The sequence below is a fragment of the Paracoccus limosus genome (assembly GCF_009711185.1).
Lineage (GTDB): Bacteria > Pseudomonadota > Alphaproteobacteria > Rhodobacterales > Rhodobacteraceae > Paracoccus > Paracoccus limosus.
This window is the reverse complement of record NZ_WMIF01000035.1, coordinates 1-14,475: the sequence shown is the minus strand read 5'-3', so window position 1 is coordinate 14,475 and position 14,475 is coordinate 1. Positions and strand designations below refer to the sequence as shown.

The 14,475-nt window shown below is 65.0% G+C and carries 14 protein-coding genes; 5 read left to right on the top strand and 9 right to left on the bottom strand.

What is annotated here, in order from left to right; genetic code table 11:
• The first annotated feature begins 58 nt into the window (after positions 1 to 58).
• Positions 59 to 955: a LysR family transcriptional regulator gene (locus GL279_RS17205; RefSeq protein ID WP_343039845.1), complete on the top strand. Its 897-nt coding sequence runs from the start codon at positions 59 to 61 to the stop codon at positions 953 to 955.
• A gap of 4 nt (positions 956 to 959) precedes the next feature.
• Here GL279_RS17205 and GL279_RS17200 read toward each other — a convergent pair whose 3' ends face one another.
• Positions 960 to 1,505: a hypothetical protein gene (locus GL279_RS17200; protein WP_155065859.1), complete on the bottom strand. Its 546-nt coding sequence runs from the start codon at positions 1,503 to 1,505 to the stop codon at positions 960 to 962.
• 283 nt (positions 1,506 to 1,788) lie between these two features.
• Here GL279_RS17200 and GL279_RS17195 point away from each other — a divergent pair, with 283 nt between their 5' ends.
• Positions 1,789 to 2,133, top strand: coding sequence for a COG4315 family predicted lipoprotein (locus GL279_RS17195; RefSeq protein WP_155065858.1), 345 nt, complete (start codon positions 1,789 to 1,791; stop codon positions 2,131 to 2,133).
• 15 nt (positions 2,134 to 2,148) lie between these two features.
• Here GL279_RS17195 and GL279_RS17190 read toward each other — a convergent pair whose 3' ends face one another.
• From GL279_RS17190 to bhcA, 8 genes are all read right to left on the bottom strand, one after another.
• Positions 2,149 to 3,399 carry a urate hydroxylase PuuD gene (locus GL279_RS17190; RefSeq protein WP_155065857.1) on the bottom strand — a complete coding sequence of 417 codons (1,251 nt, stop codon included), beginning with the start codon at positions 3,397 to 3,399 and terminating at the stop codon, positions 2,149 to 2,151.
• A gap of 216 nt (positions 3,400 to 3,615) precedes the next feature.
• Positions 3,616 to 5,079, bottom strand: a complete 1,464-nt coding sequence (locus GL279_RS17185; protein ID WP_343039844.1) for a nucleobase:cation symporter-2 family protein — start codon at positions 5,077 to 5,079, stop codon at positions 3,616 to 3,618.
• Between the two features lie 217 nt (positions 5,080 to 5,296).
• Positions 5,297 to 5,647, bottom strand: coding sequence for a hydroxyisourate hydrolase (uraH, locus tag GL279_RS17180; protein WP_155065856.1), 351 nt, complete (start codon positions 5,645 to 5,647; stop codon positions 5,297 to 5,299).
• An 8-nt stretch (positions 5,648 to 5,655) separates the two neighbouring features.
• On the bottom strand, positions 5,656 to 6,996 hold the full coding sequence (locus tag GL279_RS17175) for an 8-oxoguanine deaminase (protein WP_155065855.1): 1,341 nt from the start codon (positions 6,994 to 6,996) through the stop codon (positions 5,656 to 5,658).
• Positions 6,997 to 7,050: 54 nt separating this feature from the next.
• A complete protein-coding gene (gene bhcD, locus GL279_RS17170; protein ID WP_155065854.1) occupies positions 7,051 to 8,013 on the bottom strand; it encodes an iminosuccinate reductase BhcD in 963 nt (320 codons plus the stop codon).
• Positions 8,013 to 9,176 carry a 3-hydroxy-D-aspartate aldolase BhcC gene (gene bhcC, locus GL279_RS17165; protein WP_155065853.1) on the bottom strand — a complete coding sequence of 388 codons (1,164 nt, stop codon included), beginning with the start codon at positions 9,174 to 9,176 and terminating at the stop codon, positions 8,013 to 8,015. The genes bhcD and bhcC overlap by 1 nt, the downstream gene beginning before the upstream one ends.
• 11 nt (positions 9,177 to 9,187) lie before the next feature.
• A complete protein-coding gene (gene bhcB, locus GL279_RS17160; protein WP_155065852.1) occupies positions 9,188 to 10,147 on the bottom strand; it encodes a beta-hydroxyaspartate dehydratase BhcB in 960 nt (319 codons plus the stop codon).
• 2 nt (positions 10,148 to 10,149) lie between these two features.
• Positions 10,150 to 11,340 carry an L-aspartate--glyoxylate aminotransferase BhcA gene (gene bhcA / locus GL279_RS17155; RefSeq protein WP_155065851.1) on the bottom strand — a complete coding sequence of 397 codons (1,191 nt, stop codon included), beginning with the start codon at positions 11,338 to 11,340 and terminating at the stop codon, positions 10,150 to 10,152.
• 184 nt (positions 11,341 to 11,524) lie between these two features.
• Between bhcA and bhcR the strand changes: the two genes are divergently transcribed.
• The 3 genes from bhcR to purN all read left to right on the top strand — a co-directional run bounded on the left by bhcR (position 11,525) and on the right by purN (position 14,308).
• A complete protein-coding gene (gene bhcR / locus GL279_RS17150) occupies positions 11,525 to 12,361 on the top strand; it encodes an HTH-type transcriptional regulator BhcR (RefSeq protein WP_155065850.1) in 837 nt (278 codons plus the stop codon).
• Positions 12,362 to 12,641: 280 nt separating this feature from the next.
• Complete coding sequence (gene purM / locus GL279_RS17145; RefSeq protein WP_155065849.1) at positions 12,642 to 13,688, top strand: phosphoribosylformylglycinamidine cyclo-ligase; 1,047 nt, start codon at positions 12,642 to 12,644, stop codon at positions 13,686 to 13,688.
• A gap of 23 nt (positions 13,689 to 13,711) precedes the next feature.
• Entirely contained in the window at positions 13,712 to 14,308 is a 597-nt protein-coding gene (gene purN, locus GL279_RS17140) for a phosphoribosylglycinamide formyltransferase (protein WP_343039843.1), read from the top strand.
• Positions 14,309 to 14,475 lie beyond the last annotated feature (167 nt).

Below are 14,475 nucleotides of genomic sequence, written 5' to 3'. Positions count from 1 at the left end.
AAATCACCGAATGAGCATAAGACTTTCAGCCATTCCTTGAAAGCAGCAGGTAAAAGCCGTGCCATATCTTGAAAGTCTGCGGGTTTTCGTGCGGGTGATCGAACTTGGCTCGATTACGGCCGGGGGCCGGGATCTGCGCATGTCGCCGGCAGTTGCCTCAAATCGCATCAAGGATCTGGAGACGCGCTTTGGCGTGCGGCTGCTCAATCGCACCACGCGCAAGCTGGTGCCGACCGAAGTCGGCCGGGCCTTCTATGACAGCGCGCGTCGCGTGATCGAGACGGTGGACGAGGCCGAGGCGGTGGTCTCGGGCTTTTCGGGCAATCCGCACGGCGCCTTGCGCGTCACGGCGCCCCTGGGGCTGGGCCGCCGGCTGATCGCGCCGCTGGTGCCGAAGTTCTGCGATGAATATCCCGGGGTCGAGATCCGGCTGCGGCTGTCGGATCGCAATGTGGACATCATCGCCGATGGCATCGACCTGTCGTTCTTTCTGGGCGAGCCGCAGGACAGCGCGCTGAAATGGCGCCGCATCGCCGAATGCCGCCGAGTGCTGGTGGCGACGCCCGAATATCTTGCGCGCCACGGCACGCCAGCCCGGCCCGACGAGCTGGTCGGGCATAATTGCCTGTTGCTGCGCTATCCGCGCAGCCCGGAATATTACTGGGTGGTGCAGACGCCCGAAGGGCCGCAAAAGCTGTTGGTGAACGGGCAGTTCGATGCCGACGATGGCGATGTGCTGACCGATTGGGCGCTGGAGGGGCGGGGCATCGTCAACCGCCCGCATTACGAGGTGGCCGAGCAGATCGCCTCGGGCCGGCTGGTCGAGGTGCTGCCCGCGAACCCGCCCTTGCCGTCGCAATTCGGCGTGCTGACCCCGCATCGCCGCCTGCAGGATCCCAAGGTGCGGCTGTTTGCCGATTTCATCGCCCGCGAGACGAGACGCTTTTTCGGCTGAGGGGTTATTGCCCCACAGGAAGCCGGCAACCGCAGGACAGGTCGAAAGCTTTGCCCTCGACCGTGATGCGGGACTGACCTAGGGCGCCGTGCTGCTTGATCCAGCGCAGGCTTTGCGCTTTGGCCGCTATCCGGTCCAGGGCGTTCGGATCGCCAAGGTCTGGCTGGTCATGGCGGGCGAAATATTCTGCGGGACCTGAATAAAGCATGATCGGTGCCGTCGGCAATGCCGGTGGTGCGACCGGAAAACCAGTGTTCGCGCCCATCATGTCGTAGTCGCCTCCAAGCCAGTAGCCGCGCTTTTTCCGGCAATCGTAATAGACTGCGATCTGTTCGCCACTGCAGACACCGACCGTAATGAATTGCCGGACCATATGTGGTGAGGGGTGGATGGCCGGAGATGAGCTTACCGTCCTATCTGGCGAGACGTAGGTCAGTTGGCAGGCATTCCCGCGCGTGATCTGGCTGGACGTTACTTCGATGGGTGAGCAGGCCCATGCAACCGGCCCCATCAACAGCCACGCGGCACAAACTGTCAGGGTGGTTTTCATTTTGGGCGCTCCAAGCCGGATGCACTCCAGTCTGGCGATGAGATGTGCGCTGTGCAAGTCGATCGGCCAAGCGGAAACGGTATGGCTTTGTCCAGATGGGTGGCGGGCGCGCGTCCCGAGGTGACGTTGCCGCAGGCCATCCGCCGCGCCGGTCGCTGAAAATTGACGCGACGCGGGGCCGGGGCGGGCTTAGCATGATGTCACCGGCAGGGCCGCCCGGCGCAGGCGGGGCGGGCCGTGGGATCCGGGGGCGCCCCGGCAGGGGCCAATTGGAGAGATCGCCATGAAAAGGGTTGCAATTGGCGCGGCGGCAGGCCTTGTCCTGTTGTCCATGGGTACGGCACAGGCGCAGATGGCGCTGACCGGTGCCAAGGGGATGACGCTTTACAGTTTCGACAAGGACAAGGGCGGCAGCCCGTCCTGCTATGAGCAATGCGCGGCGAAATGGCCGCCCTTTGTGGATGCCGCGGCCAAGCCCGGCAAGGGCTGGACCATGGTGGCGCGCACCGATGGCGGCAAACAATGGGCCTATGACGGCAAGCCGGCCTATTACTTTGCCGGCGACAAGAAGCCCGGCGACATGGCCGGCGACGGGATGGGCGGGGTCTGGCACGTCCTGCACCCCTGAGGGCGCAGGCCCTGATCAGTTCAGCAGCGCGAGGCCCTGCGGCAGCGCGCGATACCATTCGACGATGGCGCGCCGCTCGTCCGGTTCCATGAAGCTGGCATTGGCGGGCGGCATGGCATTGGTCACGCCGGCCTGAATATAGATCTCGCGCGCGGCGCGGGTGATGTCGTCGGGGGTTTCCAGAAGCACACCCTTGGGCGCGGTGTGGATGCCGTCATAGGATGGCTCGCGCGAATGGCACATGCTGCAGCGGCCCATGACGGCGCCATAGGCGCCGTCCCAGCCGGGGGCATCGACCATGGCCTGTTGCGTGGGGGTCAGCACGCGGGCCTCGGACTCTTCGACCGTCTGACGCAGCATCGGCGCGGTCGAGATCCACATGGCCACCACGAACAGGATCGCAGTCACCGCCCAGCACCACCACAGATTGCCCTTGCCGGCATGCATGCTGTTGAAGAAGTGCCGGATGGTGACGCCCATCAGGAAGATCAGCCCGGCGATGACCCAGTTGTATTCGTTGGCAAAGGCCAGCGGATAATGGTTCGACAGCATCAGGAAGACGACCGGCAGGGTCAGGTAGTTGTTATGGGTCGAGCGCAGCTTGGCGATCTTGCCGTATTTCGGATCGGCCGGGCGGCCGGCCTTGAGATCGGCAACCACGATGCGCTGGTTCGGCATGATGACGAAGAACACGTTCGCCGTCATGATCGTGGCGGTGAAGGCACCCAGATGCAGCATGGTGGCGCGGCCGGTGAACACCTGATTGTAGCTCCAGCCCATGACCATCAAGAGCACGAAGAGCAGCAGCATCAGCAGCGTCGGCGTTTCGCCCAGCCTGGATTTGCACAGGTTGGTATAGACCAGCCAGCCGATCGAGAGCGAACCGGCCGAGATCAGGATCGCTTGCCAGGGCGCGAGCTCCATCTTGGCGGGGTCGATCAGGAAGAGCTCGGACCCGGCCCAATAGGTGACCATCAGGAGCGCGGCCCCCGAGATCCAGGTCATGTAGCTTTCCCATTTGAACCAGATCAGATGATCGGGCATGCGCTCGGGCGCGACGAGATATTTCTGGATGTGGTAGAAACCGCCGCCATGGACCTGCCATTCCTCGCCATGGGCGCCGGCGGGAAGGCCCGGCACCTTGCGCAGACCAAGGTCGAGGGCGACGAAATAGAAGGACGAGCCGATCCAGCAGATGGCGGTGACGACATGCGTCCAGCGGATGGCAAAGGCGAGCCAATCCCAGATGACGGCGAAATCGGACATGAAATGCTCCTGTCTTGCTGGGATTTTCTTAGCGCAGCGAAGGGATGGGCGAAAATCGGGCCAGTTGCCTTGGCTGTCTTTAGCCTGCGTTGAAAATCCTGCGTGGGGCGGGCGGTTGCAATGGAAAAGAGGGGGCTTTGCCCCCTCCGGCGCGTGGCGCCTCCTCCCCCAGGATATTTGTGCACGAAAGAAGCAGTTGGGGGCTGGTGGTTCCCGTCAGTGGCCTCCGGCGGGGAGCAGGGCTATTTCCTTGCCCTCGGCATCATACATCTTGCCGTCGAGGTAATAGTCGCCGTCGCGCAGTTGCGAGAGGTCGGTGTAGCGGATCACGCGTTCCGCCGCCGCGCCAAAGACCGACGGCTGCTGCGAATTGCCAGTGGTGAAGTGGTTGAACATCAGGTTCAGCAGGATCGCCATGATCGCAGAAGAGCTGATGCCCGAGTGGAAGATGGTCTGCACCCAGGTCGGGAAGTGGTGGTAGAATTCGGGCAGCATGATCGGCAGCGTGCCAAAGCCGATCGAGGTCGCGACGATGATCAGGTTCATGTTGTCCTGATAGTCCACCTTGGCGAGCGTGCGGATGCCGCTGGCGGTCACGGTGCCGAAGAGCACGATGCCGGCGCCGCCGAGAACCGGCATCGGGATGGTGGCGACCACGCGGCCCATGATTGGCAAGAGCCCGAGGCAGACGAGGATCACGCCGCCGGTGGCCACGACATAGCGGCTTTTCACCCCGGTCACCGCGACGAGGCCGACGTTCTGGGCGAACGCGCTTTGCGTGAACGAGCCCACCGTCGGGGCCAGCATCGAGGACAGCATGTCGGCGCGCAGCCCGTCACCCAGACGGCGCGAATCGACCTTGGTGCCGACGATCTCGCCCACGGCGAAGATGTCGGCCGAGGTTTCGACCAGCGTGACCAGAATGACGATCAGCATCGAGAGGGTCGCGGCCGTGCCGAAGGTCGGCCAGCCGAAGTGGAACAGGTTGGGCAGGGCGATGGTCGGGCCGTTGCCGACCTGCGAGAAATCGGTCATGCCGGCCATCCATGCGATGGCGGTGCCGGCGAAGAGCGCCAGCAGGATCGACAGACGCGAGATCGTCGCGCTGCCGAGCTTGCTGAGCAACAGCACGATGGCCAGCGTCACCCCGGCCAACAGGACGTTGCTGCTGCTGCCGAAATCCTCGGCCCGGCTGTTGCCGCCCATGGCCCAGCGGCCGGCGACCGGCATCAGCGTCAGGCCGATGGTGGTGATGACGATGCCCGCGACCAGCGGCGGGAAAAAGCGGGTGATGCGCGAGAAAAGCGGCGTGATCAGAAGCCCGATCAACGAGGCCGCGATCACCGCGCCGAACACCGCCTGAATGCCGCCATTGCCGGAAATGGTGATCATCGTGGCGACACCGGCAAAGGACACGCCCTGCACCAGCGGCAATTGGCAGCCAAAGAACGGCAGGCCCATGGTTTGCAGGATGGTGGCGAGCCCGCCGGCAAAGAGCGAGGCGGTGATCAAGAGCCCGATGTCGGCCGGCGCAAGGCCCGCCGCCTGTCCGACGATCAGCGGCACGGCGACGATGCCGCCATACATGGTCAGGATATGCTGGATGCCATAGGCGATATTGGCAAAGAGGCCGAGCTTTTCGTCCTCGGGCCGGGTGGGCATTTCTGGGGTCGGTTGCACGTTCTTTCCTCCCGTTCCGCGGACCCCGTGTTCTCCTCCCGGGGTTCGTCGGAACTTATCGAGCTTGGATGGTGATGACTTTCCAGGATGGCTTGAGGCTGATCAAAGATCTGGTTGAAGATCAGGACCGGGCCACGACCGGCAATACGGGGTCGCCGGGCGGCCACAGCGGCCGTCCGAGGGGATGCGTGTTGGTCCCGGCCGTGGCCGGGGCGGCCTAGCTGCCGCGATAGGTCGAGAAACCGTAGGGCGAGATCAGCAGCGGCACATGATAGTGGTCCTGTTCCGACATGCCGAACCGCAGCGGGATCTGGTCCAGAAAGCGCGGCTTGGCGGCCGGGTGGCCCTGTGCGTCCAGCCAGTCGCCGACATGGAACACCAGCTCGTATTCGCCTGTCTGGAACTCGGCCTCGGGCAGAATCTGGCTGTCGGTGCGGCCGTCGTGGTTGGTCACGACCTCTTTCAGCAGCCGGCGCCCGCCATCAAGGCGGAAAAGCTCGATCCGCATGCCTTGGGCGGGGGTGCCGTTGGCGGTGTCAAGCACATGGGTGGTCAGATAGCCGGACATGTTCGCTCCTATCCGTTGGCGAGGCGTTTGGTCGCCGCGCGGGCCTGTTCGTTCAATTTCTGCGGGTCGGCGGTCAGCAGATGGTGGTCGCGCACCACGGCACGCCCCTCGACATAGACCGATTTCGGCCGCATCGGCGCGCAGAAGACAAGGGCCGCGACCGGATCCCATTCGCCGGCGGTGGCCAGTTCGGTTACGTCCCACAGCACCAGATCGGCGCGCTTGCCGGGGGCAAGGCTGCCCAGATCGCTGCGACCCAACACGCGTGCGCCGCCCAGCGTCGCAATTTCCAGCGCCTCGCGCGCGCCCATGGCGGCGGGGCCGTTCTTAAGCCGCGCCATCAGCATGGCCTGCCGCGCCTCCAGCCCCAGATGGCTGCAATCATTGCTGGCCGAGCCGTCGACGCCCAGACCCACCGCCACGCCTGCATCGCGCATGGCGCGCACCGGCGCGATGCCCGAGGCAAGCCGCGCGTTCGAGCAGGGACAATGCGCGACACCGGTGCCGGTGCGCGCGAACAGATCGATTTCCTTGTCCGACAGCTTTACGCAATGCGCGTGCCAGACATCATCGCCGGTCCAGCCAAGGCTTTCGGCGTAATCGCCGGGCAACATGCCGAAATTCTGCAGAGAATAGGCGATATCCTCATCGTTCTCGGCCAGATGGGTGTGCAGGCGCACGCCTTTTTCACGTGCAAGGATGGCCGCGTCGCGCATCAAGCCGGTGCTGACCGAAAAGGGCGAGCAAGGGGCCAGTCCGACCTGCACCATGGCGCCGGGGTTCGGGTCGTGGAACGCGGCGATCAGGCGTTCGCTGTCTTTCAGGATCGCGGCCTCGTCCTCGACCAGACTGTCGGGGGGCAGGCCGCCCTTGCTTTCGCCGATCGACATGGCGCCGCGCGTGGCGTGAAAGCGGATGCCGATTTCCGTCGCCGCCTCGATGCTGTCATCCAGCCGCGCGCCATTCGGGAACAAATAAAGATGATCCGAGGAACAGGTGCAGCCCGACAGCGCCAGTTCCGCCAGCCCGATCTGCGCCGACAACCGGATATCGCCGGGCGTCATCCGCGCCCAGATCGGATAAAGGGTGCGAAGCCAGCCGAACAGGGCGGCATCCTGCGCGGCGGGCACGGCGCGGGTCAGGGTCTGAAACAGGTGGTGGTGGGTATTGATCAGGCCGGGCGTGACGACACAGCCCCGCGCCTCAATGATCTCGGCGCCTTCGCCGGCAAGATCTTGACCGACGGCAAGGATGACCCCGCCTTCGATCAGCACATCTCCGCCCGCGATCTCGCGCCGGGTGCCGTCCATGGTGACGACGACTTCGGCCTTGCGGATCAGGGTTTTCATGGCTTTCCTTTCAAGTCGGCCCGGCGGGGGTGCCGGGCCGGAGATGTTCTGCGATCAGATCTCGACCGACTGGGCGATGCCCTTGGCCTTGGCCAGTTCGAGCACTTTTGCCGCGACGGCAAGGTCTTGCAAGCCGACGCCGGTGCCGTCGAACAACGTCACCTCGGCGGTGCCGCGCCCCTCATGGCTGCCATTCACGACGGCACCGATCTGGGTGATGTCACCCTCGGTGATCAGACCGGCGGCGATGGCGTGCTGCGCCTCGCCGATGCTGATCGACTGCGCGATCTCATCGGTAAAGACGCGGGCGCGGGCGACCAGCGCCGGGTCAAGCTCCTGCTTGCCCTTGGTATCGGTGCCCATGGCGGCGATATGGGTCGGCCTCTTGACGTGCTGGTCCAGCAGCAAGGGCGAAAAGGCCGAGGTGATCGAGATGATGACATCGGCCTGTTCGCCAAGCGTCGGCAGGTCCACCGCCTCGAACGGCAGGCCCAGATCGGCGGCGGTATCGGCCAGACGGGTCAGCATTTCGGGATGCGGGTTCCAGCCAATGACCTTGTCAAAGCTGTGGACGGCGGCGGCCGCACGCATCTGGAAGGCCGATTGATGGCCCGCGCCGATCATGCCCAGAACCTTGGCCCCCTTGGGCGCCAGATATTTGATCGACACCGCCGAAGCCGCCGCCGTGCGCAGCGCCGTCAGCAGGTTGCCGCCCACCGCTGCCGCGACGCGGCCCGTATCGGCATCGAACAGAAAGATCGTCGACTGGTGATTGATCAGGTTGTGCTTTTGGTTGTTCGGCCAATAGCCGCCCGCCTTCAGGCCCAGTGTAAGCGCGGCGCCGTCAAAGCCGCCCTTGAAGCCGTAAAGCGCATCCTCATGCCCGATGGCCTCGCGCACCACGGGAAAGTTGTAGGCCTTGCCCGAGGCCATGGCGGCGAACACCGCCTCGACCGCCTGAAAGGCGGCTTCGGGGGTCATCAGCCCCCCGATTTCCTTTTCCGCGACGACCAGCATCAATAGGCCTTTCCGCGCGCCGAGACCGGCCAGACGGATTCGACCTTGCCGTTCCGCACGCCGACATACCAGTCATGGACGTTGCAGGTGGGGTCGCAGTGGCCGGGCACAAGGCGCAGCTTGTCATTGACCTTCAGCACGCCGCCGTCGTCCTGCACCACGCCATGTTCGTCGCTGCATTTGATGTATTTCACATCGTCGCGGCCATAGACAAAGGGCAGGCCGCTATCGACCGATTGCGCTTTCAAACCGGCATCGACCACCGCCAGATGCGGCTTGGCGTGCGACATGACCGAGGTCAGGATGAACAGCGCGTTTTCCCATTCGCCCTGATCGATGCGCTTTCCGTCCTTGTCATGGATGCGGCCATAATCGGCGTCCATGAAGGCGTAGCTGCCGCATTGCAGCTCGTTATAGACGCCCGAGTTCGACTCGAAGTAATAGCTGCCGGTGCCGCCGCCCGAGACGAATTCCGGCGAAAGCCCTGCCATGTCCAGCGCGTCCACGGCGTCTTTCACCTGCGCGATGGCCGCATCCAGCTTGGCCTTGCGGTCCTCATAGCTGTCCATGTGCTGCATGGCGCCCTGATAGGCCTGAATGCCCTTGAAGGTCAGGTTCGGCGCGCTTGCGACGGCGCGAGCAATCTCCAGCACTTCGGGCGTGGTTTTCACGCCGCAGCGCCCGGCGCCGCAGTCGATTTCCACGAAAACGCCCAGATTGGTGCCCTGCTTGACCGCCGCCGCCGACAAGTCGGCCACGTTTTTCACATCATCGACGCAGACGGTCACGGTGGCGCCCAGCTTGGGCATGCGGGCCAGACGGTCGATCTTGGCCGCGTCGCGCACCTGATTGCTGACCAGAATGTCCTTGATGCCGCCACGGGCAAAGACCTCGGCCTCGGACACCTTCTGGCAGCAGACGCCGATGGCGCCGCCAAGGCTTTCCTGCAGCTTCTGCACATCGACGGATTTGTGCATCTTGCCATGGCTGCGGTGGCGCATGCCATGCGCGGCTGCGTAGTCGCCCATCTTCTTGATGTTGCGTTCCAGCGCGTCCAGATCAAGGATCAGGCAGGGCGTCTGGATATCGGCCTCGTCCATGCCGGGCAGGGCGGGAATGTCGTAGCCGACTTCAAAGCCGGCGAAATCCGCTTTCGCGTTCATGGGAATGCTCCTCAGATCCAGGGCAGCTTGTCGAGATCGACATTGCCGCCGGTGACGATGATGCCGACGCGCTTGCCGGCAAAGGCTTCGGGGTTTTTCAGGATGGTCGCCAGCGGCACGGCGCTGCTGGGCTCCATCACGATGCGCAGATGCTTCCAGATCAGCTTCATCGCATCGACGATCTCGGCGTCCGAGGCCGTGTAGATCTCGCTGACGTGGTTTTTCACGAAATGCCAGGTCAGGTCTTTCAGCGGCACCAGCAGCCCGTCGGCGATGGTTTTCGGCGCATCATCGGCGATGATGTGACCGGCCATGAAGCTGCGATAGGCGTCGTCCGCCTGTTCCGGTTCGGCCGCGATCACCTTGACCTCGGGGGCCAGCGTCGCAAGCGTCAGGCAGGTGCCCGAGATCATGCCACCGCCGCCGATGGGGGCAACCATCATGTCCAGACCGTCGGTCTGCTCCATCACCTCGCGCGCGCAGGTGCCTTGACCCGCGATCACGCGCGGATCGTTGTAGGGATGGACGAAATCACCACCCGTTGCCGCCTGCACGCGGGCAAAGGTCTCTTCACGCGAACTGGTCGAGGGCTCGCATTCGGTGATGACGCCGCCATAACGGCGCACGGTGTCCTTTTTCGCCTGCGGCGCGGTGCGGGGCATGACCACGTTGCAGGGGATGCCGCGCAGCATCGCTGCATAGCTGAGGCAAGAGGCATGGTTGCCCGAACTGTGCGTCGCCACGCCCTTGGCCGCCAGTTCGTCCGACAGGCCAAAGACCGCGTTGCTGGCGCCGCGGACCTTGAAGGCCCCCGGCTCCTGAAAGTTCTCGCATTTGAAGAACAGCTGCGCGCCGGTCAGATCGTTCAGGTAATCCGAAGTGCGGATCGGCGTGCGGCGGATATGCGGCTTGATGCGTTCATGCGCGTCCAGCATGTCCTGATAGGTCGGGATCACCATCGCGTCCTTCATGCTCAGGCGGCTTTCTTCTGCGCGGTGGCGGTGGACTGGCGGTAATGCTGCTGCGCTGCGGCCACGCCCGAGCCAAGCCGGATCGGCAGCCCCAGATCGGCCATGACCATCTCGGCCGTGGCGATGCCGGCCAGCGCCATGGCGTCGGTCAGGCTGCCCAGATGGCCGATGCGGAACACCTTGCCCGCGACCTCGCCCAGACCGGTGCCAAAGGCCATGTCATAGGTCTCGAGCGCGTGGGACACGATGCGGTTGGCGTCAAAGCCCTCGGGTACGCGGATGGCGCTGACGCTGTCCGAATAAAGCTCGGGGCGGACGGCGCACAGCTTCAGGCCCCAGGCCTCGACGGCGGCGCGCACACCGCTGGCGATGCGATTGTGGCGGGCATAGACGTTCTCCAGCCCTTCGCTCAGCAGCCGGTCGCAGGCGACGTTCAGCCCGTTGATCAGCCCGACCGGCGGCGTGTAGGGAAAGCCGTTGCGGGCATAGCCGGTCGCCATGTCGCGAATGTCAAAGAAGGTGCGCGGCAGCTTGGCGCTTTCGACCGCCGCCATGGCTTTTTCGGAGAAACCGACGATGGCCAGACCCGGCGGCAGCATGAAGCCCTTTTGGCTGCCGGTGACGGCGACATCGACGCCCCATTCGTCCATGCGGAAATCCATCGAGCCGATCGAGCTGACGCCATCGACGAACAGCAGCGCCGGGTGACCGGCCGCATCCAGCGCGCGGCGCACGGCGGCGATGTCGGATTTGACGCCGGTGGCGGTTTCGTTATGCGTGGCCAGAACGACCTTGATCTGATGGCCCTTGTCGGCGGTCAGGATCTCTTCAAAGCGGTCGGCCGGGATGCCTTCGCCCCAGGGCGTCTCGACATATTCCACGTCCAGACCGTGGCGCTGGCACATGTCGATCCAGCGGTGGCTGAACATGCCGTTGCGCGCGGCCAGCACCTTGTCGCCGGGCGACAGCGTGTTGCTGATCGCGGTTTCCCAGCCGCCGGTCCCGGTCGAGGGGAACAGAAACACCTGCGCCTTTTCCGATTTCAGCACCTTCTTCACGCCTTCCAGCGCCGGGTGCAGCATCCGCCCGAACACCGGCGAGCGGTGGTCGATGGTGGGCATGTCGACGGCCTTGCGCATCTCCTCGGGGATGTTGGTCGGGCCGGGAATGAAGATCGGGTTCTGGCTGGTCATGGCAATTCCTCCTGCGCTTGTGGACCAGCCTAGGCGCACCTGTCCATTCGGGCAATTTTTCTGAAAAACATTTCGCAATAGCGGAAAAATGCGATAATCTGGCGCAGAAACAGCGACTTCGACTTTTTCACATCGGACGGGCTATTTTCTCCAATTCGGATATTCTGTCGAAAGGATCTCTTGAATGTCGCAGGAACTGCGCAAAAGAGGCCGGCCGCGCGGCCGTGCGGCGGGGGACGCGGATCAGGGCGGTGTCCGCGCGCTGGACCGGGCGCTGGACGTGCTGGATGCGCTGGCCGCCGGGGCAGGGCTGACGTTGACGCAGCTGGCGCAGCGGCTGGAACTGGCACCCTCGACCGTGCATCGGGTGCTGGTGACGCTGGCCGCGCGCGGGGTCGCCGAACAGGATGCCCAGAGCCAGGCCTGGCATGTCGGCCCGACCGCCTTTCGCCACGGCTCGGCCTTCATACGCCGGTCGGGTCTGGTGGAACGGGCCCGCCCGGTGCTGCGCCGGCTGATGGAGGCCACGGGCGAGACGGCGAACCTTGGCATCCTGAACGGCGATGCGGTGCTGTTTCTGTCGCAGGCCGAAACGCATGAGACGATCCGTGCCTTTTTCCCGCCCGGCACGCGCTCGCCGCTGCATGCCTCGGGGATCGGCAAGGCGCTTCTGGCCTTTGCCCGGCCGCAGGATCTGCGCGGGTTGATCCGGGGGCTGCAGCTGGACAGCTTTACCCCGATGACCCTGACCACGCCCGAGGATCTGGTCGCCGACCTGACCCGGATCCGCGTGCAGGGCTATGCGCTGGATAATGAGGAACGCACCCTTGGCATGCGCTGCATCGCCGCGCCGATCTTCGATCTGGCCGGCGAGGCGGCGGCGGGGATCTCGGTCTCGGGACCGCTGCATCGCATGGGCGATGACAGGATCGCGGCCATCGCGCAGGCGGTGATCGCGGCCGGGCGCGAGCTGTCCTTGGGCATGACGCCCGATCTTGCGCCCCCGTCGCCGGTTCGTTAACTGATTTCACACTGGATTCACGCGCCCCGTGCATGGTGAAGCCAGACCGGCCGAGACCTTCCTCGACCGATCACGCGCTGCGGGGGTGCAGTCTCGCATGGCGTGCTGGATACAGTCTGACCTGGGCGACTGCATCCAGCAGCCCGGGGGCGGAGGCAGCCGCTCCCGGGCGCCCTTGATTGGCGCCTCTTTCCTCCTTGTTTCACTCAGCCGATGCAGCGCCGCATTGCCTGCGGGCGCGGCCTGCGCTATCGGGACCGAAAGCAAAGGGGATCCCAAGATGACCGAGCGCAAGAATGGCCTGTCCTATGCCGAGGCCGGAGTGGATATCGACGCGGGCAATGCGCTGGTCGAGCGGATCAAGCCGGCCGCCGCCGCAACCCAGCGGTCGGGGGTGATGGATGGTCTGGGCGGCTTTGGCGCGCTCTTCGATCCGCGCGCGGCCGGGTTCACCGACCCGGTTCTGGTTGCCGCGACCGATGGCGTCGGCACCAAGCTGCGCATCGGCATCGACACCGGCGAGCTGGACGGGCTGGGCATCGACCTTGTGGCGATGTGCGTGAACGATCTGGTCTGCCAGGGCGCCGAGCCGCTGTTCTTCCTCGACTACTTCGCCACCGGCAAGCTGTCGGTCGATGAGGCCACCCGCGTCATCAACGGCATCGCCGAAGGCTGCCGCCGCTCGGGCTGCGCTCTGATCGGCGGCGAGACGGCGGAAATGCCCGGCATGTATGCCAAGGGCGATTTCGATCTGGCGGGCTTTGCCGTCGGCGCGATGGAGCGTGGCACGGCGCTGCCCGCCGGCGTCAGCGATGGCGATGTGCTTCTGGGCCTCGCCTCGGACGGCGTGCATTCCAACGGCTTCTCGCTGGTGCGCAAGGTCGCCGAACATGCGGGTCTCGACTGGAACGCGGCCTCGCCCTTTGGCACCGGCACGCTCGGTCAGGCGCTGCTGGTCCCGACGCGGCTTTACGTCAAGCCGGTGCTGGCCGCGATCCGTGCGGGCGGCGTCCATGCGGCGGCCCATATCACCGGCGGCGGCATCACCGAGAACCTGCCGCGTGTCCTGCCCAAGGGTCTGGGCGCGGAAATCGACCTAGACAGCTTCACCCTGCCTGCGGTCTTCGACTGGCTGGCCGAGGCCGGCAATATCGCCGAGGCCGAGATGCTGAAAACCTTCAACTCCGGTATCGGCATGATCCTTGCCGTCGCCGCCGACCGCGCCGAGGCCATCGAGGCCCTGCTGCGTGAGGCCGGCGAAACCGTCTCGCGTCTGGGCCATGTCGTCCCGGGCGAGGGCGTGCGCTACTCCGGCTCGCTGCGGTGACGGGGGCGCCGACGGGCGGCGGGGTGAAACGCGTCGCCATCCTGATCTCGGGCGGCGGCTCGAATATGGTCAAGTTGGTCGAATCGATGACCGGCGATCATCCGGCACGCGCGGTTCTGGTCGGCTCGAACGATCCCGCCGCCGCCGGCCTCGCCCGGGCGGGCGCGCTGGGCGTGCCGACCTTTGCCATCGACCATCGCATCTACAAGGGCGACCGCGCCGCATTCGAGGCCGCGCTGATCGAGCCGCTGCTGGCCGCCCAGCCGGATATCCTCTGCCTTGCAGGCTTCATGCGCATCCTGACGCCGGATTTCGTCAGCCGCTTTCAGGGCCGGATGCTGAACATCCACCCTTCGCTCCTGCCGAAATACCCCGGCCTGCACACGCATCAACGCGCCATCGACGCAGGCGACGCCGAGGCCGGCGCGACAGTGCATCTGGTTACCCCCGAACTCGACGCCGGCCCGCTGCTGGGTCAGGCCCGCGTCCCGGTGCTGCCCGGCGATACCTCCGACAGCCTCGCCGCCCGCGTGCTGGTTCAGGAACACCGGCTTTATCCGCAGGTGCTGCGCCGCTTTGCGCAGGGCGATCTGACCCCCCTGCATCTCAGCGCCGCATAAGGAAAAAGGGGCCCGCAAAGGCTCCTTCATTCTTTCGTGGCTAGGCCGTGTTGACAAAAGGGGTTCCGTTGGCAGTCGTCCTATGATTCAAGCTCATCTCTGCTTGGGAGATGGGCTTGGCGCGCAACCTGATATCCGACGATGAGTGGGCCTTCTTCGAGGGCTTC

Excerpts from the sequence above, each read along its gene's own strand:
- GL279_RS17200 (WP_155065859.1), bottom strand. The coding sequence starts at position 1,505 with ATGAAAACCACCCTGACAGTTTGTGCCGCGTGGCTGTTGATGGGGCCG.
- GL279_RS17195 (WP_155065858.1), top strand. The coding sequence starts at position 1,789 with ATGAAAAGGGTTGCAATTGGCGCGGCGGCAGGCCTTGTCCTGTTGTCC.
- GL279_RS17190 (WP_155065857.1), bottom strand. The coding sequence starts at position 3,399 with ATGTCCGATTTCGCCGTCATCTGGGATTGGCTCGCCTTTGCCATCCGC.
- uraH (WP_155065856.1), bottom strand. The coding sequence starts at position 5,647 with ATGTCCGGCTATCTGACCACCCATGTGCTTGACACCGCCAACGGCACC.
- GL279_RS17175 (WP_155065855.1), bottom strand. The coding sequence starts at position 6,996 with ATGAAAACCCTGATCCGCAAGGCCGAAGTCGTCGTCACCATGGACGGC.
- bhcD (WP_155065854.1), bottom strand. The coding sequence starts at position 8,013 with ATGCTGGTCGTCGCGGAAAAGGAAATCGGGGGGCTGATGACCCCCGAA.
- bhcC (WP_155065853.1), bottom strand. The coding sequence starts at position 9,176 with ATGAACGCGAAAGCGGATTTCGCCGGCTTTGAAGTCGGCTACGACATT.
- bhcB (WP_155065852.1), bottom strand. The coding sequence starts at position 10,147 with ATGAAGGACGCGATGGTGATCCCGACCTATCAGGACATGCTGGACGCG.
- bhcA (WP_155065851.1), bottom strand. The coding sequence starts at position 11,340 with ATGACCAGCCAGAACCCGATCTTCATTCCCGGCCCGACCAACATCCCC.
- bhcR (WP_155065850.1), top strand. The coding sequence starts at position 11,525 with ATGTCGCAGGAACTGCGCAAAAGAGGCCGGCCGCGCGGCCGTGCGGCG.
- purM (WP_155065849.1), top strand. The coding sequence starts at position 12,642 with ATGACCGAGCGCAAGAATGGCCTGTCCTATGCCGAGGCCGGAGTGGAT.